Source organism: Oikeobacillus pervagus (assembly GCF_030813365.1).
GTDB classification, from domain to species: Bacteria; Bacillota; Bacilli; order Bacillales; family DSM-23947; genus Oikeobacillus; species Oikeobacillus pervagus.
This window is the reverse complement of the sequence record NZ_JAUSUC010000001.1, coordinates 113,508-139,473: the sequence shown is the minus strand read 5'-3', so window position 1 is coordinate 139,473 and position 25,966 is coordinate 113,508. Positions and strand designations below refer to the sequence as shown.

The following is a 25,966-nucleotide window of genomic DNA, read 5'->3' as shown; positions in this document are numbered from 1 at the left end:
TGGTAGAAGATGAGAATAGTCGATATTATTGAAAGAAAACGAGACGGCCAACAACTATCCACTGAGGAAATTCAATTTGTGATTGATGGAGTCACAACCGCTTCTATTCCTGATTATCAAATTAGTGCTTTATTAATGGCCATTTACTTTCAAGGGATGAATGAAAGAGAACGTGCAGATTTGACAATGGCTATGGTACGATCCGGTGATCAAATTGATTTATCAGAAATAAAGGGCATCAAAGTGGATAAACATTCTACGGGAGGAGTTGGGGACACCACGACCCTTGTGCTTGGTCCCCTTGTAGCTTCTGTGGGAGTCCCTGTAGCGAAAATGAGTGGACGGGGTCTTGGGCATACAGGTGGAACGATCGATAAATTAGAATCTATTGACGGTTTCCATGTTGAAATCGATAATCGCCAGTTTATTCAACTCGTCAATGAAAATAAGCTCGCGGTCATTGGGCAGAGTGGAAATTTAACACCAGCGGACAAAAAATTATATGCTTTACGAGATGTAACGGCGACAGTAAATAGCATTCCTTTAATTGCGAGCTCCATTATGAGTAAAAAAATTGCAGCAGGGGCTGATGCCATTGTTCTTGATGTGAAAACAGGTGCAGGTGCTTTTATGAAAACATTAGAGGATTCAAGAGAACTTGCAAAAGCCATGGTGAAGATCGGGAATAATGTCAGACGTAAAACAATGGCCATCATTTCAGACATGAGTCAACCACTCGGATATGCGATTGGGAATGCTTTAGAAGTAAAGGAAGCAATCGATACACTAAAAGGAGAAGGCCCAGAGGATTTAACAGAGCTTTGTTTAATTTTAGGAAGCCATATGGTCGTTCTATCTGAGAAGGCTGATAATCTGAATGAGGCAAGATCCTTATTAGAGCAGGCGATGAAAGATGGATCTGCCTTACAAACATTAAAAACCTTTTTACAAGCCCAAGGTGGGGATAGCTCGATTGTTGACTACCCGGAAAAACTTCCACAGGCAAAATATAAAATTGAGATTCCTGCGTTAGGTGATGGTTATGTTTCTAGTATGATGGCTGATCATATCGGCACTGCGGCGATGTGGCTAGGAGCCGGGAGAGCAACAAAGGATTCCGTCATTGATCTCGCAGTCGGATTGCATTTAAATAAGAAAATAGGAGATCAGGTGAAAAAAGGGGACTCACTCGTTACAATATACAGCAATCAAGAAGATATCAAGCAAGTGAAGGAAAAACTTTATCAAAGCATCACCATTTCCAAAGAAAAGCCCCCCGTCCCAACACTCATCTATGAAGAAATAACCGAATAAAGAACTTAAAAACCCGTTACCCAAAATGTAACGGGTTTTTCTTTGATGACAACTGTAAATTTCTGTTTACAATTTCTGGATGGTGCCAGGCACCATCCAAATTTTTGTAACACGGTGTATAAAAGTGGGGTTTTTGGAAAAAATAGGGCTATATCGTTTGAATATTTGAAGATGGAGGTAGTGTGATGAAACGGTTTGTTTATGGATTTATGGCAATGGTCGTAACATTCTTTTTTTTAACCCCACTCACACATGCGGAAGAGAAACAAAGTGAGCAGAAATCGGTTGAGCTTGCAGATAAAGCGAAATCGGCAATCTTAATGGAAAGAGATACAGGGGCAATTCTTTATGATAAAAATAGTGACGAACGATTGGCTCCTGCCTCCATGACAAAAATTATGACTATGATTCTCATCATGGAAGCTATTCAAAAGGGGAATATTAAATGGGACGAGAAAGTCCGCACTAGTGAATATGCAGCATCTATGGGAGGATCCCAAATATTCCTCGAGCCAGGGGAAGAAATGACCGTTAAAGAAATGTTGCAAGCAATCGCGATCGGTTCAGCAAATGATGCATCTGTTGCGATGGCGGAGCATATTTCAGGTAGTGAAGAAGAGTTTATAGACATGATGAATAAAAAAGTAAAAGAACTAGGTTTAAAAAATACGAAATTCAAAAACCCAACAGGTCTACCAGTCGATGGACATTATAGCTCAGCTTACGATATGGCCATTATGGCAAAGGAACTATTGAAGTATAAGGACATTACCCAGTTTACTGGTATGTATGAGTCTTATTTACGTGATGAAACAGAGAAAAAGTTTTGGCTTGTGAATACAAATAAATTGGTGAAATTTTATCCAGGGGTTGACGGATTAAAAACCGGTTTTACTAGCGAAGCGAAATATTGTTTAACCGCAACGGCGAAGAAAAATAATATGCGTGTCGTCGCTGTCATTTTTGGGGCAGATACTCCGAAAGAACGAAATGCCCAAATCACTAAAATGCTTGATTATTCTTTTTCTAAATATCAAACTCACCCCCTGTATAAAAGTGGGGAAGTATTAGGTGAAGTGAAAGTTTCAAAAGGAAAAGTGAATAAAGTAAAAGCGAAAACGGACAGCAGTGTTTCAGTATTAACGAAAAAAGGAGAAAAACCTAATAAACTGCAAAAGAAAATCAAAATAATGGAAAATGTAAAAGCTCCTATCCAAAAAGGGGATAAAATTGGGGAACTAATTATCAAAAAAGAAGGAAAAACTCTTTCGAAGACCCCATTAATAGCTGATCAGAATGTGAAAGTAGCGAGTTGGTGGCAACTATACAAAAAATCGTTCAGCATGTTTACCAAAATGGAATCATAAAGATCTGTCCTAATTTCACTACTTTTGACGAAAAATAACTAGTTTTGTCATGGGGAAGGATTCGACGAGTAAAGAATCGAATTGACTCACTATACACGAACGATAAGGAGGCTGTGGATAGTGAGTCTTACTATTGACATGGAAGTAAAAGAGGATGTTCTTTGTATTCGATTAAGTGGTGAACTAGATCACCATACAGCGGAAAATTTGCGCACAAGGGCAACAGAGACAATTGAAAATCATGAAATCCGTCATATTGTCTTAAACCTTGAGCAATTGTCTTTTATGGATAGTTCAGGGTTAGGGGTTATTTTAGGAAGATATAAACAAATTAAACAAAAACACGGGGAAATGGTTGTATGTGCAATCTCTCCTGCCGTTCAACGATTGTTTGAAATGTCGGGTCTATTCAAAATCATTCGTATGGAACCTTCAGAGGCGAATGCTTTAGAACGATTGGGGGTTGCTTAAATGAGAAATGAAATGAGTATCCAATTTAGTGCTTTAAGTCAAAATGAATCATTTGCACGAGTTACCGTAGCGGCCTTTATTGCCCAGCTGGATCCCACTGTGGATGAATTAACAGAAATCAAAACAGTGGTTTCTGAGGCGGTAACCAATGCGATTATCCATGGATATGAAAGTAACCCAGTTGGAATCGTCTATATTTCTGTTGTCCTTGAAGAAAATTGCATTGACATGGTAATACGTGATGAAGGGGTTGGGATTTCCGATGTGGATGAAGCTAGACAACCTTTATATACAACAAAGCCGGAATTAGAGCGTTCAGGTATGGGATTTACAATCATGGAGAATTTTATGGACGAAGTAGAAGTCACATCGCAACAAGGTGCAGGCACCACTATTCGGCTAAAAAAGCATTTAGCGACAAGTAAAGCGCTTTTGTATTAAGGAGTCGTGCCTATGGATTTAGAACTGAAAAATAATAAGGAAAAAACCCCTATATTAAAAGATCATGAAGTCAAGGATTTAATCAAGAAAAGCCAAGAAGGAGATCAGGAATCAAGGGACCTGCTCGTCCAAAGAAATATGAGACTTGTTTGGTCTGTCGTACAGCGTTTCTTAAATCGAGGTTATGAGCCAGATGATCTTTTTCAAATTGGATGTATAGGATTATTAAAATCAGTCGATAAATTTGATTTGTCCTATGATGTAAAGTTTTCAACCTATGCTGTCCCGATGATTATTGGGGAAATTCAGCGATTTATTCGAGATGATGGAACGGTCAAGGTCAGCAGGTCTTTAAAAGAAATGGGAAACCGAATTAGAAAGGCAAAAGATGAACTCACAAAGAAATTTGGCCGTGTTCCGACCATTAATGAACTGGCTAACTTTCTAGAAATTTCTCCCGAAGAAATTGTGATGGCCCAGGAAGCGAGTCGTGCTCCATCCTCTATACATGAAACGGTATATGAAAATGATGGGGATCCAATTACATTATTAGATCAAATTGCCGACCAAAATGATCATCAATGGTTTGACAAAATTGCCTTAAAAGAGGCCATCAGGGAATTAGATGAACGTGAACGTCTGATCGTTTATTTACGATATTATAAAGATCAGACACAATCTGAAGTGGCAGAACGTTTAGGAATCTCGCAAGTGCAAGTTTCTAGATTAGAAAAGAAAATTCTTGTTCAAATGAAAGAACGCATGAACCATTCATAGGTTTATGCGTTTTTTTCGTGCTTGTAGTGATAGAAAAGTCTACATGACCACGCTTCATACTCCTAAAATTGGTCTTCTATTAACAATAATTCCCTTGATGAATTTATCGTTTACTTACTCATACTAATCCATATACAAACAAATTTCGTGCAGGAAGTGAAAGTGATGGAAGCATCCGTACATTTACGAATGAGACATCGGGTTCAAATGAGACCAAACGGAAAGGTCTTTTTAAAAGATCTTGCTCAAATTGTTGCTCCTGATCGGTATCTAAAGAAATTACAGAATATCTTTATTTATGAAATTCAACCTGAGGATCATAACATCATCGTGATTGATGCAATAAGGGTTTTAAAAGCGATAACCGACACGCTCCCGCAAATCGATATTCAATTGGTTGGACCCTCACAAACCATTATTGAAATTATCTATCAAAAGAAAAAAGTGTCTGTTCCTTTTTTTATTCTTGTTTGGTTCACTTTATTCATTGGAGCGGGTCTAACGATCATGAATTTTCACGAAGATGTAAGCATGCAAAAAGTTCAAATTCAACTATATGAAATGATGACAGGGGAGAAAAACATTCGACCTTTAATTTTTCAAATCCCGTATTCCATCGGGCTTGGACTAGGAATGATTTTATTCTTTAATCATGTGTTTAAGAAGCGTATTAATGAAGAACCAAGCCCACTTGAAGTTGAAATGTTTAACTACCAGCAAGACTTAGATCATTATGTTGTCATGAATGAAAATAAGGAAAGTATGAAAACACTCCATGACAATTAAAATACTGCTAGTAATGTTTGTTGGATTTGCTGGTGGGATTGCAGTAGGGAGTGGGTTTGTAGCTTTTTTTACCGTTCTTGGAGTGTTACCAAGATTAACTCAATTAACGAAAACAATGAAAATGATTCGCCACTATGAATGGTCTGTTGTAATAGGGGCTATGGTTGGTTGTTGGTTAAGCTTCACCCCCATCACATTTAATCTGACCTCCTTTATCCTCGTCCCCATTGGTCTTGCTAGTGGTGTTTTTGTTGGACTGCTTGCAGCCGCTTTAACAGAAGTCATCAATGTTCTGCCTATTTTAGCGAAAAGAATAGGTGTTCATGATCAAATCGTGTTTTTATTAATGGCCATTGCTTTAGGAAAGGTTTTTGGTTCCTTATTCCAATGGATTTATTTTGTAAAACACACGAATTAGAAAGAAATCTATCTAGGGAAGGAATATGAGAAATGAAACGAAAACGTAAGGTGATTATTGTGACAGATGGAGATGAATATGCAAGGCGTGCAATTGAAACGGTTGCGAGACAAATGGGGGCAAGATGTATTTCTCGTTCCGCTGGTAATCCAACGTTACTTACGGGAGCTGAAATCGTCCATTTCATTAAAAAAGCTGCTTGTGACCCAGTATTCGTCATGTTTGATGATAGCGGATGGATTGGGGAGGGGCCTGGTGAGGAAGCATTGAAATATGTTGTGAACCATGGGGATATAGAAGTATTAGGTGCCTTGGCAGTTGCATCCAACACTCATCAAGCAGAATGGACGAAAGTGGATATAAGTATGGATCGAACTGGGGAATTGACCCATTTTGGTGTAGATAAATTTGGAGTTCCTGAGATGGACATTGGTCGAATTAACGGGGATACAGTGTATTGCCTGGACCGGCTACCGATTCCGATAATCGTCGGAATAGGAGATATAGGAAAAATGACAAAAAAAGACCACTATCTAAATGGATCACAGATCACAAAAAAAGCAGTAGATATCCTATTAGAAAGGAGCGGTTATGATGACAGAAGAAGTTCACAAAAAGGCGCCCATACCTAAAGATTTAGATAAGTTAGAGGAAATCATGAAGAAACGAGTCGGCCTAAAAAAGAGCTTTGATTTAGGCGTTCGAAAGTTGAAAATTCTTAAAAAAGATGTCCATTTGTATTATGTGAATGGATTATCAGATTCGATGATGATTATAGAGTTAATGGAAGAACTCGTGGAAATCAATGATCATGAAAAAATGTCCACACATTTAGGGGGAATTGTAGCGAACCGAATCGTTCATCAATCAGTGGAACCTGTTGATACGATTGATGAAATGGTCGATCAAGTATTATCGGGTTTATTAGCGGTGTTAGTTGAGGGAGAACAAAAAGCTCTCATTGTCGATGTTCGCAGTTATCCCGGTCGCCAACCAGAGGAACCAGATACAGAAAAAGTAGTAAGAGGTTCTAGGGATGGATATGTTGAAAATATTATCGTGAATACGGCCTTAACAAGAAGAAGAATTAGAGATGAACGTTTAAGGTTTGAAATCCTAAAAGTAGGGGAAAGGTCTAAAACAGATATCGCGATCGGTTATATTGAAGATATCGCCGATCCAAGCTTAATTGAAGTCATTAAGAAAGAATTGGAAAGTATTAACATTGACGGGATTACAATGGCTGATAAGACGATAGAAGAATTTCTTGTAAAGCAGGGGTATAATCCTTTTCCACTTGTTCGCTATACCGAAAGAGCAGATATAGGAGCGACTCATCTACTAGAAGGACATGTACTGATCTTTGTCGATACATCGCCTAGTGTTATCATCACTCCGACGACTTATTTTCATCATGTTCAACATGCAGAGGAATATCGTCAATCGGCAGCGGTCGGGACATTTGTTAGGTGGACGAGGTTTATCGGTCTTTTTATTTCGATATTCTTATTGCCACTGTGGTTTTTAGTCGTCTTAGAACCTTCATTACTCCCGGAGAAAATTAACTTTATTGGCCCAAATGAACAATCTCGTATTCCAATCGTCCTTCAGCTTTTTTTATCTGACCTAGGGGTCGAATTTTTAAGAATAGCGGCCATCCATACCCCTACACCGCTTTCGACAGCCATGGGGTTAATCGCCGCTGTGTTAATTGGACAAATTGCCATAGATGTAGGTTTGTTTGTTCCTGAGGTGATTCTTTATGTCGCGATTGCCTCAATGGGGACATTTGCTACTCCTAGCTATGAATTAAGTATTGCGAATAAGTTAGTGAGATTAATGTTATTAATCCTTGTGGCGCTTTTCAAAGTTCCAGGGTTTGTGATTGGAACGACATTATTTATTTTATATTTAGTCCGTATCCGTTCTTTAAACACTCCATATTTATGGCCGTTTCTTCCATTCAACCCGGCAGCATTTATGCAGATTATCGTGAGACGGTCTGTACCAGGTTCGAAAATAAGACCAAGTATTGTTCACCCGCGGAATAGGACGAAACAACCTTTAAAATCATCCTAATTTTCCATTAACCCATTTAGCTGAACATATTGAGCTTATCAAAATTGTATGGTATAGTACCGTATAAACTTTTTTCATTGAAAAAGACAGTTTGATCTAGCCCACAACTGTCTATTTCTTTCCTTTCACTTTTCAGAATATTTGATGTAGAGGGACAATTCCTGGTAAGTAGGGATGTTTGTTGAATTTTTCAGTATAGTGAAGGATAAGAATTAGGACAATGTATGGTTCGATTTTGAGAGCGTTGAATTATAATAGTAGTAAAACCGGAAAATAGAGCGAGGGGAAAAATAAATGATAAAATATGGAACAGCAGAAGTGAATGAATTAGGGCATCTTCAAATTGGTGGAGTCGATACAATGGATCTGGTCGAACAATTTGGAACTCCATTATATGTATACGATGTGGGATTGATTAGAGAACGGGCTAGAGGATTTAAAACCACTTTTGAAAACCTAGGTGTTACCGCTCAAGTCGCTTATGCGAGTAAAGCCTTTTCAGCAATTGGAATGATCCAACTTGTTGCACAAGAAGGGCTCTCCCTCGATGTAGTATCTGGTGGGGAGTTATATACAGCCATTAAGGCTGAATTTCCAACAGAAAAAATTCATTTTCACGGGAATAATAAGAGCAAGGAAGAATTATTAATGGCTATCCAATATAATATTGGCTGTGTCGTTGTAGATAATTTTTATGAGCTTGAATTATTGCAATCACTTTGTGTTGAAATGAATCATACGATGAAGATTTTGCTCCGAGTAACCCCTGGAATTGAAGCACATACACATGATTATATTTTAACTGGCAAGGAAGATTCGAAGTTTGGCTTCGATTTAAATAATGGTCAAGCAGAAGAGGCGTTAACGGTAGCATTAAATTCGTCTCATCTGCATGTGTTAGGATTGCATTGTCATATCGGCTCACAAATTTTCGAAACAATTGGTTTCGTCTTAGCAGCCGAGAAATTAATCAAAAAATTGGCCGACTGGAAAAATCAATTCAATTTTGAAGCGAAAGTACTTAACTTAGGCGGGGGATTTGGGATTCGTTATACAAATGAGGACACTCCGTTAGAACCTGAAGAGTACGTAGCGGAGATTATTCAAAAGGTTCAAACTGGAGTTGAGCAATATCAATTAACAATGCCAGAAATTTGGATCGAACCTGGTCGTTCCCTTGTTGGGGATGCTGGCATAACATTATATAAAACAGGTTCAAGTAAAACGATTCCTGAGGTTAGAAAATATTTAGCCATTGATGGCGGAATGAGTGATAATATTCGTCCGGCATTATACGATGCAAAATATGAAGCAGTTCTTGCCAATCGTGTAAATGACCCTGTAGAGGAGACCGTTTCCGTCGCGGGGAAATGTTGTGAATCAGGGGATATGCTCATTTGGGATCTTCCATTACCAAAAGCAAAGGAAGAGGATATTTTAGCTGTGTTCTGTACAGGGGCATATGGTTATTCGATGGCGAATAATTATAATCGAATTCCAAGACCTCCAGTCGTATTTGTTGAAAACGGTGAAGCCTATCTTATAATAAAGAGGGAGAGTTATGAAGATATTGTTAAGTTAGATCTTCCACTTTCTGTTTCAGTTAAACAATAAAGATAAGGGAGTACCAATTGATATTATGAAAAAAAACGCTCTACTGTTTCTCATATTACTTCTAGTTTCATTGGGATGGGGATGTTATTATTGGCTTTTTATAAAATGATTCAAATAAAGCCCGGTCATTGATTTTCAAAGCTTGATCATGGGGACAGCTTTGGTTTCTGGAATCATACTTTTAAGGGAAATTTGATTCATTTTAATATTTTTAGTAAAATAGTAAAAAGAGTAAATGAAATAACATATTCAATTTTTTTGAAAATAGATTTAAGAGGGATTTGGGATGTTAATTCGATATAAAAAATCTTTTGAAAAGATTGCGATGGGTTTACTTTCTTTTATGCCATGTGAAAAAGATATTAAACAGTTACAACAAACGATGAAGACGTATGAATCGGACGATCAATGGCAACTTTATATGTGGAAAGATGAAGACATCATCGGAATTATTGGAATTCATATTTTGGATGATCAAACGGCGGAAATACAGCATATTTCTGTTAATCCATCCTATCGTAAAGAGGGGATCGGAAAAGCTATGCTTAAGGCTTTAAAAGAAATGCATAAAAATAAGCAGCTGAAGCCGAACGAGTATACCGCTACTTTTTTTCAAAAGTGTCATTTAGAAGAAGACTCATGATCTAGGATCATAAGTCTTCTTCTACTTTTTTTTTTTAACGGGAGTAAAACCTCCACGGAATGAAGTTTCACTTTATCGCACTCTTGACAAGGGGCAAAACTATAATAAAACTTTTCTTTCAGCTAAGGCATGTGCTCTTGCCTTGATCACATCTGATCTGTCTCGTAATTTATGGAAATGAATGATCTTATAAGATGGATTAACATTAGATTTCCAGATTAAATTTAATCGAGAACAAGCGGCTTGACAAATTGCCACAATCTGCTGATTATTAAAGGGAATCCATAATGGTGTATACTCTATATAATTTTTCATTTCGACTAAGCGCTCATTCAATAGTTTTACCCATGATGAATGATCAATCCCTAATTGCTCTGTTTCATTCATTTTCCCATTGAATTGAACGAGGGCTTTCTTCATCAATTTATAGGCACCAACAAAATTTTCTCTTCGTTGGTGGTATAAGGCAACGGCCACTTGAATGAGGCCTACCCAAATGGAATCTCGTTGTGTATTCGCATGTTCCTTCCAATAGTCCTCTAATTGTTCATGACATTCAAAATAGTCATAGTCACTATGAAAATGTACGAGATATTCAATATAAGCTTGTGGATATGATTCAACATACATGAAAATCAACCTCACTATTCCCGTTTGGTAAGCATAAGTTTAACACGATTTCCCTATGAATGCATACCCAATTTTTGAAAAATCATACTTTTCTTATCGAAATTCTTCGAAAATGATTCAAATATCTTGTATGGGTAAAAAATAAAGGATTTTTTCCGAAGCTTATTATTTTTATATAAAAAATTTGGATTGTGGAAATCAAGGGAACGATGAGTAACTCAATTGCCTTTTTCGAAAATAAGAGCGTTCCGAAATAAAAAACGACATTCTTAAGAAATATTTTTATTGGATAAAGAAAATGAATCTACTATACTATTATAAGGGTTGGTTAACCATCCCCCATATGAAAGTTTGAAAATGCAAGAAACAGCCTAGTTAAAGAGAACCCATCAGTGGATCGATGTCCACTGCATTTTTAACAGAGCAGACGCTTAGAATTGGTGGTAAACATGCAATATAAAGTAAAAGTTGACTCATTTGAAGGGCCTTTAGATTTACTTCTTCATTTAATCCAACGATTAGAGATCGACATTTATAACATTCCTATGGCTGATATAACAGAACAGTATTTAATGTTTGTCCATACAATGAAAGAACTAGAATTAGATATCGCAAGTGAGTATTTAGTAATGGCAGCCACATTGCTAGCGATAAAAAGCAAAATGTTATTGCCAAAACAAGAAGAGGAATTGATGGATGATGAAATGGAAGTAGAGGAAGACCCCCGTGATGAGCTTGTTGAAAGACTAATTGAATATCGGAAATATAAAGAAGTGGCGAGAAAACTAAAGGAAAAAGAACAAGAACGGGGAAAGTTGTATACGAAACCCCCTGAAGACCTTTCCTGTTATCAAGAGAATGATGAATCTCAGCCGACTGAATTAAATGTCACCATTTATGATATGTTAGGTGCATTCAATAAATTATTAAGAAGGAAAAAGTTCCAAAAACCATTGACAACAAAAATTAAAAAGCAAGAAATATCGATAGAAACAAGAATGAGTGAAATCATTCATGAGTTAACCAACATGCAAAGTCGAACCCGATTTTCACAATTATTTCCTTATGAGGATAAAGAACATATTGTCGTAACATTTTTAGCTGTATTGGAATTAATGAAGAGGAATGAAATCGAGGTTGAGCAGGATAATAATTTTGCGGAAATCCTCTTGTCTGCAAAGAAAGGTGAATGAAACAATTGAGTATTATTCAATGGAAAGGCATTTTAGAAAGTTTATTATTTGCTGCAGGGGACGAAGGGCTCTCTTTAAAGCAAATTATGACAGTGTTGGAAATCAATGAGCCAGAGGCTATCGATATTATTGAAGATTTGAAACAGGAATATGAAAATAATGACGATCGAGGTATTCTGCTTATTGAAATGGCGGGAGTGTTTCAATTAGTCACCAAAAAAGAGCATGCACCCTATTTGAAAAAATTAGTGGAAGTCCCGAATGCTCATACACTTTCGCAAGCAGCACTTGAAACACTAGCGATTATTGCTTATAAACAACCAATTACACGAGTGGAAATTGAAGAGATACGGGGTGTGAAAACGGAGAGACCCCTTCAAACATTAACATCAAAAGCTTTAATTAAGGAAGTGGGCCGAGCAGAAGGAGCAGGTCGTGCCATCTTATATGGGACGACGAAAGAATTCCTAGATTATTTTGCATTAAAGGATTTACAGGAATTACCTCCATTAGCAGAGCAAGAAGAATTTGTTCAGGAAGAAGCCGATCTGTTTTTTGAAAAATTCCAACAAACAATGGGAGAATCGAACGATTAAAAGAGATGCTGACATTCTATTGAATGTGGGCATTTTTTTTTTTACAAATGTTTTTAAAAATAAGGACGATAATGAATCGCCCATTCTTTTAACCTACATTGTCTTTGGGTTAATTTCCACAAAGTTTGGAAATAGCTAAGAAAAATGTTCATATGCTGCCATCCCCTGCATAAACTTGTACAAATACACAAGGAGGGGCTAACATGATGAAAAAGATCATATACATATGTTTTTCATTTATTCTCCTGTTCACTTTAATCCCCAAACCGGCAATTGCATCTCCTCCGGTCAGTGCTTCCAGTGCGATCTTGATGGATCAAAATAGTGGACGTGTCCTTTATGGTAAAGATCCTCACGAAATAAAGCGAATTGCGAGTATTACGAAAATCATGACCGCTATTCTTGCGATTGAATCGGATAAGCTTGAAGACGATGTGAAGATTAGTGATCAGGCGGTTCGAGCTGAAGGTTCATCTATTTTTCTTAAGCCAGGGGAAAAAATGAAATTGGAAGATCTTGTATATGGTTTAATGCTACGATCAGGGAATGATGCGGCAGTGGCGATAGCAGAACATGTAGGAGGGAGTCAAGATGGTTTTGTTCTGTTAATGAACCAAAAGGCAAGGGAAATTGGAATGAAAAACACCCATTTTGCGAATCCCCATGGATTAGATGATCATGAAAATCATTTTTCAACGGCTTATGATATGGCATTGTTAACAAAATATGCGATGCAAAATAAAAAGTTTCGGCAAATCTCAGGTACGAAGGTGCATAGAGCTCCACTTCCCGATAGTGAATGGCAGCGAGTATGGAATAATAAAAATCGATTATTAACAGAGAAGTATGAATATTGCACGGGTGGAAAAACAGGTTATACAAAAAGAGCGAAACGTACTCTTGTCACTACTGCTACTAAAGGAGATTTAGATCTTATTGCAGTCACCTTAAATGCACCAGATGATTGGAATGATCATATTGGAATGTTTGAATATGGCTTTGATCAATATCACCCAAAAATAATCGTGTCTGAAGGCGTGATCAAAAAGGTTAAACATCCAGTATACAAAAATAAAGTGTTTGTAAAAAATGAGTATATTTATCCACTAAAACCAAAGGAAGAGAAAAAAATCCGGGTGGAATATAAAATGTTAAAACCGAAGAAACAATGGGAAAAGGGGAAAAATGTCCCCGATACTGTAGGAAAAGTGGTCATTTATTTTAATGAATCCCCAGTGAAAACGATGCCTATCTATTATAAAAAAGGAAAACAAGAAGAGAAGAAAGACTGGAAATCAATTTGGAAGAACTTATTTTACATTCAATTAGGTGTGAGAAATCATGGTTAATTATATTTGGATTGGAATGGTGGTTGTCGGGTTAGTCTTTGCGGTTGTGAATGGAAAAATGGAGGAGGTAAATGCGGCCATTTTTCAGTCAGCAAACGAAGCGGTTACCTTATGTATTGGGCTTATTAGTATCCTTGTTTTTTGGCTGGGAATCATGCGTATTGCTCAAGATTCTGGATTATTGGATAAACTATCTAGAATATTTCGTCCATTTGTCAAACGATTATTTCCAGAGATACCAGATGGACATCCCGCAATGGGGTATATTTTGTCCAATATGATGGCCAATATGTTTGGACTTGGAAATGCAGCTACCCCATTAGGTATTAAGGCGATGGAACAATTAAAAGAACTCAATGGTGGAAAAAATTATGCAAGCCGATCAATGATTACATTTTTAGCAATCAATACATCAAGTATTACGATTATTCCTACGACAGTTATCGCGATCCGAATGAATTATGAATCTGCCACCCCAACAGATATAGTGGGACCTGCCTTGATCGCGACTACATGTTCAACGATTGGCGCCCTCATGATTGATCGTTATTTTCATTACCGAAGAATGCGTAATGGAGTGAAATAATATGCAATGGATTTCTACAATCTCCTTATGGATTATCCCGTTAATTATCGGGTTTATATTAATCTATAGTACATGTAAAAAAGTGCCTGCCTACGAAAGTTTTGTGGAAGGTGGGAAAGAGGGAATTAAAATTGCTGTATCTATCATCCCTTTTTTAGTAGGGATGCTTGTGGCGATTGCTATTTTTAGAGCATCGGGAGCACTTGAGTTTTTGATGGAGTTGATTAGACCAGCATTGTTTGCAATAGGGGTTCCGCCAGAGATTGTCCCATTAGCGATCATAAGACCCATTTCGGGAACAGCTGCACTTGGAATGGTGAGTGATCTTATCGGTACACATGGACCTGATTCATTTATTGGAAGATTAGCGTCTGTCATACAAGGAAGTACGGACACGACCTTTTATATTCTCACCGTATATTTTGGTGCAGTAGGGATTAGAAAGATGGGAGATGCCTTGAAAGTCGGCTTATTAGCAGATCTCGTTGGAATAATTGCTGCAATCGTCGTGGTCACGATGATGTTTGGTTAAACCAAAACCTAATGCATTTGAATCAAGCCTTTTAAGAACAACATCACATACTGATGTTGTTTTTTCGGCTGTCTGGGAAACTATAAAATTTTGTACGAGTGAAAGAAAATAGGGAAAAATAAATTGGATGAAAACGAATTCTTTGATTTTTTGTCGCTATATGTAATAATGCAAGAAAGTGGGCTAAAAATTTTAAAAGTAATTAGTCAACAGATGGAAAATATCAGAATAAACAAGAGATGATTTAGAGGTGAAGGAAATGGAAAGGCTGCAAAAAGTCATTGCCCACGCTGGGGTTGCATCAAGAAGAAAAGCAGAACAGCTGATTCTGGGCGGGAAAGTAACAGTAAATGGAAAAGTCGTGACAGAACTTGGAACGAAGGTATCTAATCATGATCGAGTTGAAGTAGAAGGAATTCCAATTGAAAGAGAGGATAAAATCTACCTATTATTTTATAAACCACGCGGTGTGATATCCGCTGTTTCAGATGATAGAGGACGGAAAGTGGTAACCGATTTTTTTCCGTTTGTTGAAGAAAGAATTTATCCAGTAGGTCGATTAGATTATGACACTTCTGGGTTACTATTATTAACAAATGATGGAGAATTTGCTAATTTACTAACACATCCGAAATTTAAAATTGAAAAAACATATATCGCCAAACTTCAAGGAATCCCACCACGCCCTGTATTAAGGCAACTGGAGAGAGGGATTAAACTTGAAGATGGACCTACAGCACCTGCTAAAACAAAAGTCGTTAGTATTGATAAGAAAAAGCAAAAATCGATTGTTGAATTAACAATCCACGAAGGAAGAAATCGCCAAGTAAGAAGAATGTTCGAAGCAATTGGTTTCCCGGTCCAAAAATTAAGAAGAGAAAGATTTGCTCATTTGAACTTAACAGGACTGAATGCGGGAGAATTTCGCGAGTTGACTCCACATGAAGTAAAGCAATTACGAGCTTTGGCAGAACAGGGAAATCATTAACCTGTCCCCAATAGAAAATGGAAGTGTGAAACAACCATTTCAAAACTGTCACATTTCCTTCAAATATGGATAAAACGATTCAATGCTATAATGGACATAGTTTTGTAAGGTTTCCATGATACATATTATCGGAAATATCTTGCATAGGGAGGTCGTTCAATGGAGAAAAAGAAAAAAAGATTGATGATCCGTACGATTATACTGGCTATTTTAGTGCTTGCTGTCGGATATACACTCTATTCCAATTTGACCCAGCAGTCAAAAGGGAAAATAACCGAAGGGGAAAAGGCTCCTGATTTTGTTCTAACCGATTTGGATGGAAAGGAACATCACCTCTCTGATTATAAGGGAAAAGGTGTATTTTTGAATTTCTGGGGTACATGGTGTGAACCTTGTAAAGCTGAGATGCCCTATATGGAAAAGCTATATCCTGAATACAAAAAACAAGGTGTTGAAATTCTTGCTGTCAATGTGGGAGAATCTAATTTTCAAGTAAAGAAATTCGTTGAACAATTTGAACTGACATTTCCGGTCGTCATCGATGAAAAGAAGGAAGTTCAAAAAGATTACAACATTGTTCCGATTCCCACGACTTTTTTAATTAACTCTGAAGGAGAAATCGTGAATGCTAAACCGATTAGCAAAAGTTTAACTGAAGAAGAAATAAGAGGATTATTAGATCAAATAAAACCATAAATTAGGGGAGTTTTTTCATGGAAAAGGTAAAATGTGAATGCGGCCATGTGAATCCGCATGGGACCATTTTATGTGAATCATGTGGGAGAGCTTTAACAGTTGAAGCTCAGAAAGAGAAACTTCATGATATGCGATATGAGGGAAGTGCAAGGCGTTCACAAACATATAATAAATCAATAGTCGATAAAGTTTGGAACTTTTTTTCATCTGTAAAAGTTGGCGTATGGTTGATTATTATTACGTTGATTGCATCGTCCATCGGGACCATTCTTCCGCAGGAAATGTATATTCCGCAAAATCGTCCGGCTAAAGATTATTATGCTGATGTGTATGGCGTATGGGGGGAAATATATTATTCGTTAGGGTTTCATGACTTATATGATTCGGTTTGGTATGTTGCGTTAATCGCTCTAATTGGTGTATCCCTTGTTATATGTAGTATCGACCGGGTTGTCCCTTTACATAGAGCCCTAAAGAACCAGAGAATTGTTCGCCATCCTACATTTATGGAAAAACAACGTCTATTTTCGCGGCAGGAGATCCAAACGTACGACCAGGATGTTGAAAAGGTAAAAGAACAATTAGAAAAAAAGCATTATAAAATTCGAGAAGAGAATGGCAATATTTTAGCAGAAAAAGGTCGATTCTCCAGATGGGGGCCATACGTAAACCATATTGGTCTGATTATCGTGTTAATCGCTGCCATGCTTCGCTCTGTAGATGGAATGTATATTGACGAAATGTTATGGATTCGTGAAGGAGAAACATTAGAAATTCCAGGTACAAATGGCGAGTATTATTTGAAAAATAATAAATTTACTGTCGATCAATATGATAAAAATGATAATTCTGCTGTATTCAAGGACGCTCTTGATAAGGCCGGAGCCGTTGTGAAGAATTATCAATCAGATGTTGTCCTATACAAAAATGAGAATACTGAGGGTGCGAAACCAAACTTAAAGGAAGTTACTGACAAAAGTATTCGAGTGAATGAGCCGTTGAAATTCGAAAATTTTGCCGTTTATCAAAATAGCTTTGTTCAAGATGAACCTAAGGCAATGGAGTTTACATTAAAAAATAAAAAGACAAATGAAGAAATTGGCGATGTGAAAATAGATTTATGGGAGCAACAAGAAGTGTACGACATTGCCGATGGATATAAAATTGAATTATTAGGGTATTATCCGGACTTTGATGGATTTGCAGAAAATGGTGAGCCAAAGTCTAAATCACCGGTTCCGAATAACCCAGCTTTTCTATTTAAAATGATTTCTCCGGAACATAAAGATGGAGAAGTAAGTTTTGTTGCCATCAGACAAACGATCGAGCCATTAGGTGACACGGAATATAAGATGGCTTTTAAAAATTTTGAAACTCTTAATAAATCAGCATTAACCATTCGTAAAGATTTAACATTATGGATATTTGGAATTGGCGGCTTAATCTTTATGATTGGGGTGATCCAAGGGGCCTACTGGAATCATCGTAGAATTTGGATTCAAAAGGTAGGGGATGAAGTTTATTTAGCAGGTCATACAAATAAAAACTGGCACGGTTTAAAAAGAGAGATATCAAGTGCGTTAGAAGGAACGAGTATACCTGAGCCACTAGATCGGAAAAAATAAAAAAGAGGAGGAAGTCAATTGGAAGAGTTGGTCAAATGGAGCGGCAATTTACTCTATGCCGCTTTCGTTCTTTATTTAGTTGCCACCTTGTTATTCGGCGGAGCCATTAAACAAGGTCAAAAAGATAGGAAGCCTAATAAATGGGGAAAACTTGGATTTATTGTTACAATTATCGGCTTTATTGCACAACTTGGTTATTTTATATTGAGATGGATCGCATCAGGGCATGCACCAGTAAGTAATTTATTCGAATATGCGACCTTTTTTGGAATGATGCTTGTTGCGGCTTTTATTGTTCTCTATTCTATTTATAAAGTAGCTGCATTAGGGCTGTTTGCACTACCTATTGCTATTGTCATGATTGCTTATGCAAGCATGTTCCCTAAAGATATTAGTCCGTTGATTCCGGCGTTACAGAGTGATTGGCTACATATTCATGTAACGACTACAGCCGCTGGACAAGGGATTTTAGCACTTAGCTTTATAGCAGGTGTCATTTATCTAGTGAAAAATATTGATCAATCGACCCGGAATTTACGAACATTTTTTCTAGAAGTGATTATGTATTCAATTATTACCGTAGTTGGATTCGTTTTTGTTACAATGACCTTTAATTTCATGAACTATGAGGTTTCCTTTGATTTTGTGACGAAAGATGGACAACAACAGGTCGTAGAATATACACTACCTGCAATCGCGGGTCCTCATGAGGGAGTTATTCAAACGAAAGATCGTATGGAGCCCTTTTTCAATGTCCCAGCCTTTATTAATGGAAAAAAATTAAACACAGTGATTTGGTCAATTTTTGCAGGTACAATCCTTTATATCCTGATCCGTCTTATAGCTAGAAAACGAGTCGCTGCAATATTCCAACCTTTAGTCAAGAACTTAAATTCCGATCTAATAGATGAAATTAGTTATCGGTCCGTATTAATTGGTTTTCCAATCTTCACTTTAGGTGGATTGATCTTTGCGATGATTTGGGCTCAGATTGCTTGGACCCGTTTTTGGGGATGGGATCCAAAAGAAGTTTGGGCATTAATCACTTGGTTGTTCTATGCGGCATTTTTACATCTTCGCTTATCAAAAGGATGGCATGGTGAAAAATCGGCATGGTTAGCTGTAATTGGATTTGCCATTATTATGTTTAACTTCGTTGCCGTGAACTTAGTAATTGCTGGTCTCCATTCTTATGTAAGTTCGTAATTGGCTCACAGGAGATCCAATTATGTAGCCCCCATCGTTTTAATAAGGAGCCTTCACTAGCATGGGGGCTTTTTTTCTAATAATATTAGCAGTATAGTAACAATATAGGGTATTCTAACAATAGTTAGGAGGAATGGTTGTGGAGAAGGATGTTAAAATCTTAGTGGTAGACGATGAAGAAAGAATTCGTCGATTATTGAAAATGTACTTAGAGAGAGAGAATTACATAATAGAAGAAGCGGAAGATGGGGAATCTGCCGTTGAACTTGCCTTACGTAATGAATATGATCTGATTTTGTTAGATATCATGATGCCAGGTAAAGATGGGATCGAAGTGTGTAAGGAGATAAGAGAAACGAAAGCGACCCCCGTGATTATGCTTACGGCAAAAGGGGAAGAGGCTAATCGTGTTCAAGGGTTTGAAGTCGGTACCGATGATTATATTGTGAAACCTTTTAGTCCACGTGAAGTAGTGCTACGTGTTAAGGCGTTATTACGGCGCTCTTCATCAACCAGTTACTTGCAAACTGATACATCATCAAAGGATTTAATTGTCTATCCAAATTTAACCATTGATAACGATGCCCATCGGGTCTTAGCAGATGGAAAAGAAGTCAATTTAACTCCGAAAGAATATGAATTATTATATTTTCTAGCCAAATCCCCTGACAAGGTATTTGATCGTGAGCATTTATTAAAAGAAGTGTGGCATTATGAATTTTTTGGTGATTTACGGACTGTTGATACGCATGTGAAAAGATTACGTGAGAAATTAAATAAAGTTTCCGAGAATGCGGCAAAAATGATCGTCACTGTTTGGGGTGTCGGTTATAAATTCGAGGTTATGAATGGATGAAACTTTGGCGTAGTGTTGTCGGAAAACTTTGGATGACCATTTTATTACTCGTTTCCTTTTTATTATTTTTATTAACGATTCTTTTACTAGAATTCTTTGAAAATTACCATGTTAGTCAAGTAGAAAATGAATTATCTGAAACAGCTAATAAAATCGCGAATATCATGACCGAACATAAAGATAAAAAGCTAGGGATGAAAGTAGCTTGGGAAATTATTGATAAGCCTGATCATGTAATGATCGCATTGAATAAAGATCAATTCTACTACTCACCAAATATAGATCAAGATAATAGAATTAAACCGGAAACGATTTTGAATGACCCTGAACTATCCAAAGTATTAACAAAAAATGAAACGATCCGAAAGGAAATCCCTTTTAATGGAGATAAGGGGGAAATGAGTCGCTACGACAACTCCATTGTGATTGGCGTCCCCCTCCATGTTCAAGATAAAGAGGATGGTGGGGTCTTTATTTATCAGTCGTTAGATGTCATTAAGGAGACTTCCCAGCAAACAACCAAATTAATTATCTTGGCGGCAGGTATCGCCATTGTGTTAACAACGGTTTTTGCCTTTTTCCTATCGACACGGATTACTGCCCCTTTAAGAAAAATGCGACAAGCCGCTACTGAGGTAGCAAAGGGAAAATTCGATACGAAAGTACCAATTTTAACAACAGATGAAATAGGTGAACTCGCCATTTCATTTAATAAAATGGCGAAAAAACTCAAATATAATATTAATGCTCTTAGTCAAGAAAAAGAGCAACTTTCCAGCATATTAAGCAGTATGGCAGATGGGGTTATCACATTTAATCAAGATGGGACGATTTTAATTACGAACCCTCCTGCGGAACGATTCTTACAAAATTGGTATTATGAGAAGGATGAGAATTCTCCTGATACGGCTCCGACCTTAGTTCAAACATTATTAAAAGAGGTAGTAGACTCAGAGACAGAAGAAATCGGAGAGATCAGTCTTCAAGGTCGATCCTATGTCTTTATTGTAAGTCCGCTTTATAATGATGATCATATAAGGGGGGCGGTTGTAGTGATTAGGGATATGACGGAAGAGCGAAGATTAGATAAATTGCGAAAAGATTTTATCGCAAATGTCTCTCATGAACTTCGAACACCTATTTCGATGTTACAAGGCTATAGTGAGGCAATCATTGATGATATTGCCGCATCTGATGAAGAGAAGCGGGAAATTGCCAAGATCATTTATGATGAGTCTCTTCGCATGGGGCGGTTAGTAAATGAACTGCTCGACTTAGCCAGAATGGAAGCTGGGCATATTACCTTAAATTTAAGTGAAGTAAACCTTCCAAATTTTCTAAAAAGGGTAACGAATAAATTTCAAGGAATTGCTAAGGAAAAAAATATCGAATTATCTTATGAAGGAACGGATGAGTCCCTTCACTTACAAATTGATTCCGATCGAATTGAACAAGTATTAACGAACCTAGTCGATAACGCTTTAAGACACACCCCAGAAGGTGGCAATGTGAAAGTGATCTATCAATATTCTAAGCATAACCATCATGTTAGCGTAGAAGATTCAGGTGCTGGAATTCCAGAAGAAGATTTACCATTTGTGTTTGAACGTTTTTACAAAGCAGATAAAGCCAGAACGAGAGGAAGATCAGGAACAGGTCTAGGGCTTGCCATTGCCAAAAATATTATCGAGGCTCATAATGGTTCTATAAAAGTCCAAAGTAAACTAGGTCAAGGAACGACATTCTCATTTGATTTACCAGAAGAACTGTCGAAATAATGATCATCCTTTTGAAAGCTGGCGATAAATCTTGTTTCTCAAGAAACAAGATTTTACAAAAATTGAATCATGATAGACGAAAAAAGCATGATATAATAAAGAAAAAAAGGAAGGATTGTTTTAATGCAACCTTCCTTTTTGTGTTTTTACAAATCATTTAAAAAAAGTGTAACTTTTTCTCTCAGAAAGACGACTAATAAAATAGATGGGAGGAGAGTGAATGGACTCCGACTTTATTACTATATATGAAACATACCATCAAGATGTATATCAATTTCTCTTTTATATGGTGAAAAATCAGGAAACGGCTGAAGATCTTATGCAAGAAGTATATATTCGAGTGATGAATTCATTAAATAAATTTCAGGGAAAGAGTTCGGAAAAAACTTGGTTATTTGCTATCGCCCGAAATGTAGCCTTAGATTATTTTCGTAAACAAAAAGGATGGAAAAATAAATTATTTCAGAAATTTGATTGGTCTAATAGCAAGATCATTGATAGCACACAGCCTTTACCGGAGGAAATAGCTGTTCAGAATGAAGAAAGTCGTCTGCTTTATCACTGTTTAGATCGTTGCACGATCGACCAGAAATCAGTGATTATACTTCGTTATATCCAGGACCTCTCCATAGCAGAAACAGCTGCCACTCTAAATTGGAGTGAGAGTAAGGTGAAAACGACCCAACATCGTGCAATGAAGCAGTTAAAGAAAATGTTAAACGAAGAGGATAAAAAGGGGGAACTGACAAGTGAAAATGCGGAATTGGGATGAAAAGAAAATCGAACAGCTTTTAAGGGAAATGCCTCATTTTAAAGATCAGCGACCTGCTGAAGAAATTTATGAAACGATTAATGAATGCCTCCATTCTCAAAATAAAAAGACGCCTTTTACTTGGATCAGCACGATTTCGTCAGCTGCCATCCTATTTTTATTATTATCTGTTATCGCAACTTTTCAAAAAAGCTCCAATACAATGGTTGATCAATATTCAACAACTGCGAATTTAGAAATGAAAACAAATTCACCAAATCAGGAAATGGCTAATATCTTACCATTGAATGCTATTTTTTCTACAAAGGTTCCTGAAGCCATCCCTAATCATTATTTACCTGCTCCTAATCAAATTATTGAATTAAATAATAAAGTAGTCATTTCGGATGATCATGAATATAACGGAATCAATGAGCAACTTTACCCGTTTCAGACCAAAACCATTGACGGTCACTTTATCGTTTTAATGAAGGAAGGGCATAGTTATATACCATTATTTGTCATGACCCCACGTTCAAAGAAAATTGCGAATGTCCGTTTTTATAACACCTTATTATTAAATGATAAATCTCCAAAAGGAATTCAACAGTTAATCGAGGCTATTATTTTTACAGCAAAAAATAAGGGATATGAAGCCGTACAATTTCAAAATGTAACACCGAAAAGATGGAGAACATACAACTTTTATCATCCGGTTTATGATTTTGATAACCAACAATCTCTACTGACATCAGAAATAATCGGTCAATAATGAATAAATTCAAACCTTTGCAGTGAATAATTTCCTCCTTCTTTCAAATACTAACAAGGTAGTGAAAGAGTTCATCCTAATGACCCAATCTGAGGTGAAAGAAAACATATTTTTAAAACTCATTTTTACTTTTTCTTCAGATCGGTGAATATTCTGGTCTTATTTTTTACATTCATTCATATGATGGATGATGTGGGAAAAATGTGAGGAGGAATAAATAGTATTATGCTAGACTATTTAAAACGTTTTATCATTGCCATCATCATGGCAATATGTGTAGGAATGCTTATTGTTGGTGGTCGAATGGCACATGCTGAAACGGTGTCGGGTACAGAGGATTGGATGTTCCCAGCAGAAGGGATTATTTCTGACGTCTATGGATCAAGGGGCGGTACACATAAGGCCGTGGATATTGCCGCCCGAACAGGGACTCCTGTTTTTTCAGTTGATGATGGGGTCGTCTCGAAATCATATATTTCAGATACATATGGGAAAGTTGTATTTGTTCAACATACAAGTGGCTTTGAAACAGTATATGCTCATTTACACGAAATAAAAGTGACACAAGGAGATTCAATCAAAAAAGGGCAACAAGTTGGCTCGATTGGAAATACCGGCAAATCAACAGGCGCCCATTTACATTTTGAAGTCCATAGAGGGGATTGGACATATGAAAAGGAGAATGCGATCAATCCCTTCACAATTTTTGGACAAGCCCATAAAGGGGATTATGTCATTGCAAGCCATGATCCTTTTCGAACGGTTGAAACGGCTACCCATTCAAAATATCATGTGCAAAACGGAGATACATTATGGAGAATTGCTAGTAAATTTTCTATAAGTGTAGATCAATTAAAAAGTCGGAACCATTTACATACGAACGATATATACCCAGATCAAATATTGATTATTCCCTTCAGCTAGCTATGTCAAGGATTTTCTTTAAAAAAAGTTCAGTTAAATGGAAATCATTTTGAATTCGAAGTATTTGCTTCCCAATGGAAATATTATTTAGTATAATTAGCTTGAACATAATATTATATGATTCATCTTCGGGGCAGGGTGTAATTCCCGACCGGCGGTATTGAAATAGTCATTTCTAAGCCCGCGAGCCTTTTTGTAAGGCAGATTTGGTGTGATTCCAAAGCCGACAGTATAGTCTGGATGGGAGAAGATGGAGGTCTGCCAACGTTCACAAAAAATAAAAAATCGAACGTTTATTTGAGCATGCCGATCCTCCCTTAAGTATAGATACTTAAGGTTTTTTATTTATCTGCGCTCTATATTTATGGCAACCTTGCTTCTTGTGTCGATGAATCACGAGAAGGGGAGAAACAAATGAAAAAGATGAACATTCGTCGTTTTACTGCTATTGGGCTGTTAAGTAGTGTATCCTATTTGTTTATGCTACTAAACTTTCCTATTCCACCATTTCCAGGTTTTCTAATGGTAGACTTTAGCGAAGTACCTGCATTGATTGCCGCAATTGTCTATGGGCCGGTCGCAGGGATTCTAGTGGAGTTATTGAAAAATGTATTAAATTATATTATGCTAGGAAGCCCCACTGGTGTACCTATCGGACATATCGCAAACTTTGTCGCAGGCTTAACATTTATATTACCAACTTATTTTGTTTATAATAAAATAAAATCAAAAAAAGGAATGACGCTTGCACTTATTGTTGGTACAGCGGTAATGGCGTTATTGATGAGCATTCTAAACTATTACATCATTTTACCTTCGTATACGATCTTTATGAATGCACCTGCAATGAGCGCACCTGAAACAAAAGCATTAGTCATTACAGCGATCCTACCATTTAACGCTATAAAAGGATTCATTGTGGCCGTTGTTTTCATGCTTATATTCACACGCATGGATTCATGGTTGCAAAAACAAATGGTAGCTAAAGGTGCATAAGAATAAAAGAGCGACGGGGTCGTTGCTCTTTTCAAAATCAATAAAAAAAGCTGATCTATTGACCAGCTTTTTTTATTGATTTAGGGAACTATAAAATTTAGAACTGTGATAACCTTTTAAAAAATGTTGTCCACGTCTAGCTACAGTGTCTATCGGCTTGCACATTTATCCTCGACTATTCGAATTTCAATGCATCACCATCAAATGGTTCATCTGCCACTTTAATGGAGTCGGTTGGACATCCTTCAAAGGCATCCTGCATATCATCTTCAAGTATTTCAGGAACTTCCGCAGTTCCTTGGTTATCATCTAAAATAACAAAGGCAATCCCTTCATCATCATAGTCGTAAATATCAGGTGCAGCAGCGCCACATGCACCACAAGCAATACATGTATCTTTGTCGACAATTGTATATTTAGCCATGTATATGTCCTCCTTGAGAATAATCTATGTCAGTTTGTATAACTTTTCTCGCTTAATGACGAGTAGTTCAAAAATCTCCTACCCTCATTGTAAATCTGTTTTCATTTCTTTTCAATACAAAAGTGCTAATGGATAGATAACGAATGACATCATG

At 37.0% G+C, this 25,966-nt stretch carries 28 protein-coding genes and 1 riboswitch; of the genes, 26 read left to right on the top strand and 2 right to left on the bottom strand.

Annotation, left to right across the window (positions count from 1 at the left end):
* The first annotated feature begins 9 nt into the window (after positions 1-9).
* The 11 genes from J2S13_RS00740 to J2S13_RS00690 all read left to right on the top strand — a co-directional run bounded on the left by J2S13_RS00740 (position 10) and on the right by J2S13_RS00690 (position 9,910).
* A complete protein-coding gene (locus tag J2S13_RS00740; RefSeq protein WP_307255745.1) occupies positions 10-1,314 on the top strand; it encodes a pyrimidine-nucleoside phosphorylase in 1,305 nt (434 codons plus the stop codon).
* Positions 1,315-1,499: 185 nt separating this feature from the next.
* Entirely contained in the window at positions 1,500-2,681 is a 1,182-nt protein-coding gene (locus J2S13_RS00735; RefSeq protein ID WP_370873918.1) for a D-alanyl-D-alanine carboxypeptidase family protein, read from the top strand.
* Between the two features lie 120 nt (positions 2,682-2,801).
* Positions 2,802-3,152, top strand: coding sequence for an anti-sigma F factor antagonist (spoIIAA, locus tag J2S13_RS00730; protein ID WP_307255744.1), 351 nt, complete (start codon positions 2,802-2,804; stop codon positions 3,150-3,152).
* Positions 3,153-3,593, top strand: a complete 441-nt coding sequence (gene spoIIAB, locus J2S13_RS00725) for an anti-sigma F factor (RefSeq protein WP_307255743.1) — start codon at positions 3,153-3,155, stop codon at positions 3,591-3,593.
* 12 nt (positions 3,594-3,605) lie between these two features.
* On the top strand, positions 3,606-4,370 hold the full coding sequence (gene sigF, locus J2S13_RS00720; RefSeq protein WP_307255742.1) for an RNA polymerase sporulation sigma factor SigF: 765 nt from the start codon (positions 3,606-3,608) through the stop codon (positions 4,368-4,370).
* Between the two features lie 165 nt (positions 4,371-4,535).
* Positions 4,536-5,156, top strand: coding sequence for a stage V sporulation protein AA (locus J2S13_RS00715; protein ID WP_307255741.1), 621 nt, complete (start codon positions 4,536-4,538; stop codon positions 5,154-5,156).
* Entirely contained in the window at positions 5,146-5,574 is a 429-nt protein-coding gene (locus J2S13_RS00710) for a stage V sporulation protein AB (RefSeq protein ID WP_307255740.1), read from the top strand. The genes J2S13_RS00715 and J2S13_RS00710 overlap by 11 nt, the downstream gene beginning before the upstream one ends.
* A gap of 32 nt (positions 5,575-5,606) precedes the next feature.
* Positions 5,607-6,206 (top strand): stage V sporulation protein SpoVABEA, encoded by a 600-nt coding sequence (spoVAEA, locus tag J2S13_RS00705; protein ID WP_307255738.1) that lies wholly within the window; start codon positions 5,607-5,609, stop codon positions 6,204-6,206.
* On the top strand, positions 6,169-7,653 hold the full coding sequence (locus J2S13_RS00700) for a spore germination protein (RefSeq protein WP_307255737.1): 1,485 nt from the start codon (positions 6,169-6,171) through the stop codon (positions 7,651-7,653). Before spoVAEA ends, J2S13_RS00700 begins: the two co-directional genes overlap by 38 nt.
* Before the next feature lie 294 nt (positions 7,654-7,947).
* On the top strand, positions 7,948-9,267 hold the full coding sequence (gene lysA / locus J2S13_RS00695) for a diaminopimelate decarboxylase (protein ID WP_307255736.1): 1,320 nt from the start codon (positions 7,948-7,950) through the stop codon (positions 9,265-9,267).
* 286 nt (positions 9,268-9,553) lie between these two features.
* On the top strand, positions 9,554-9,910 hold the full coding sequence (locus J2S13_RS00690) for a GNAT family N-acetyltransferase (RefSeq protein ID WP_307255735.1): 357 nt from the start codon (positions 9,554-9,556) through the stop codon (positions 9,908-9,910).
* Between the two features lie 99 nt (positions 9,911-10,009).
* On the opposite strand, the gene J2S13_RS00685 is transcribed toward J2S13_RS00690, so the two are convergent.
* Positions 10,010-10,540, bottom strand: coding sequence for a DUF309 domain-containing protein (locus tag J2S13_RS00685; protein WP_307255734.1), 531 nt, complete (start codon positions 10,538-10,540; stop codon positions 10,010-10,012).
* A 449-nt stretch (positions 10,541-10,989) separates the two neighbouring features.
* Here J2S13_RS00685 and J2S13_RS00680 point away from each other — a divergent pair, with 449 nt between their 5' ends.
* The 15 genes from J2S13_RS00680 (at position 10,990) to J2S13_RS00610 (ending at position 25,388) form a co-directional block, all read left to right on the top strand.
* Positions 10,990-11,733 (top strand): segregation/condensation protein A, encoded by a 744-nt coding sequence (locus J2S13_RS00680; RefSeq protein ID WP_307255733.1) that lies wholly within the window; start codon positions 10,990-10,992, stop codon positions 11,731-11,733.
* A gap of 5 nt (positions 11,734-11,738) precedes the next feature.
* Positions 11,739-12,329, top strand: coding sequence for an SMC-Scp complex subunit ScpB (gene scpB / locus J2S13_RS00675; protein ID WP_307255732.1), 591 nt, complete (start codon positions 11,739-11,741; stop codon positions 12,327-12,329).
* A gap of 203 nt (positions 12,330-12,532) precedes the next feature.
* A complete protein-coding gene (locus tag J2S13_RS00670) occupies positions 12,533-13,678 on the top strand; it encodes a D-alanyl-D-alanine carboxypeptidase family protein (protein ID WP_307255731.1) in 1,146 nt (381 codons plus the stop codon).
* Complete coding sequence (locus J2S13_RS00665) at positions 13,671-14,264, top strand: nucleoside recognition domain-containing protein (protein ID WP_307255730.1); 594 nt, start codon at positions 13,671-13,673, stop codon at positions 14,262-14,264. Before J2S13_RS00670 ends, J2S13_RS00665 begins: the two co-directional genes overlap by 8 nt.
* Position 14,265: 1 nt before the next feature.
* Positions 14,266-14,796, top strand: coding sequence for a spore maturation protein (locus tag J2S13_RS00660; RefSeq protein ID WP_307255728.1), 531 nt, complete (start codon positions 14,266-14,268; stop codon positions 14,794-14,796).
* Positions 14,797-15,055: 259 nt separating this feature from the next.
* A complete protein-coding gene (locus tag J2S13_RS00655; protein ID WP_307255727.1) occupies positions 15,056-15,784 on the top strand; it encodes a pseudouridine synthase in 729 nt (242 codons plus the stop codon).
* 159 nt (positions 15,785-15,943) lie between these two features.
* Positions 15,944-16,480, top strand: a complete 537-nt coding sequence (gene resA, locus J2S13_RS00650) for a thiol-disulfide oxidoreductase ResA (protein ID WP_307255726.1) — start codon at positions 15,944-15,946, stop codon at positions 16,478-16,480.
* Between the two features lie 17 nt (positions 16,481-16,497).
* On the top strand, positions 16,498-18,105 hold the full coding sequence (gene resB / locus J2S13_RS00645) for a cytochrome c biogenesis protein ResB (protein WP_307255724.1): 1,608 nt from the start codon (positions 16,498-16,500) through the stop codon (positions 18,103-18,105).
* Positions 18,106-18,132: 27 nt separating this feature from the next.
* Positions 18,133-19,311 (top strand): c-type cytochrome biogenesis protein CcsB, encoded by a 1,179-nt coding sequence (gene ccsB, locus J2S13_RS00640; protein WP_307255791.1) that lies wholly within the window; start codon positions 18,133-18,135, stop codon positions 19,309-19,311.
* A 139-nt stretch (positions 19,312-19,450) separates the two neighbouring features.
* Positions 19,451-20,167, top strand: coding sequence for a response regulator transcription factor (locus tag J2S13_RS00635; RefSeq protein WP_307255723.1), 717 nt, complete (start codon positions 19,451-19,453; stop codon positions 20,165-20,167).
* Positions 20,164-21,945 (top strand): ATP-binding protein, encoded by a 1,782-nt coding sequence (locus J2S13_RS00630; RefSeq protein WP_307255722.1) that lies wholly within the window; start codon positions 20,164-20,166, stop codon positions 21,943-21,945. The genes J2S13_RS00635 and J2S13_RS00630 overlap by 4 nt, the downstream gene beginning before the upstream one ends.
* Positions 21,946-22,165: 220 nt before the next feature.
* Positions 22,166-22,717: an RNA polymerase sigma factor SigX gene (gene sigX, locus J2S13_RS00625; protein ID WP_307255721.1), complete on the top strand. Its 552-nt coding sequence runs from the start codon at positions 22,166-22,168 to the stop codon at positions 22,715-22,717.
* On the top strand, positions 22,695-23,468 hold the full coding sequence (locus tag J2S13_RS00620; RefSeq protein WP_307255720.1) for a hypothetical protein: 774 nt from the start codon (positions 22,695-22,697) through the stop codon (positions 23,466-23,468). Before sigX ends, J2S13_RS00620 begins: the two co-directional genes overlap by 23 nt.
* 225 nt (positions 23,469-23,693) lie before the next feature.
* Entirely contained in the window at positions 23,694-24,392 is a 699-nt protein-coding gene (locus tag J2S13_RS00615; protein WP_307255719.1) for a peptidoglycan DD-metalloendopeptidase family protein, read from the top strand.
* A gap of 120 nt (positions 24,393-24,512) precedes the next feature.
* A riboswitch (FMN riboswitch) is annotated at positions 24,513-24,648 on the top strand.
* Positions 24,649-24,806: 158 nt separating this feature from the next.
* Complete coding sequence (locus J2S13_RS00610; RefSeq protein ID WP_307255718.1) at positions 24,807-25,388, top strand: ECF transporter S component; 582 nt, start codon at positions 24,807-24,809, stop codon at positions 25,386-25,388.
* A 175-nt stretch (positions 25,389-25,563) separates the two neighbouring features.
* On the opposite strand, the gene J2S13_RS00605 is transcribed toward J2S13_RS00610, so the two are convergent.
* The gene (locus tag J2S13_RS00605; protein WP_307255717.1) at positions 25,564-25,812 is read right to left on the bottom strand and encodes a ferredoxin; all 249 of its coding nucleotides are present in this window, start codon (positions 25,810-25,812) and stop codon (positions 25,564-25,566) included.
* Positions 25,813-25,966: the final 154 nt, after the last annotated feature.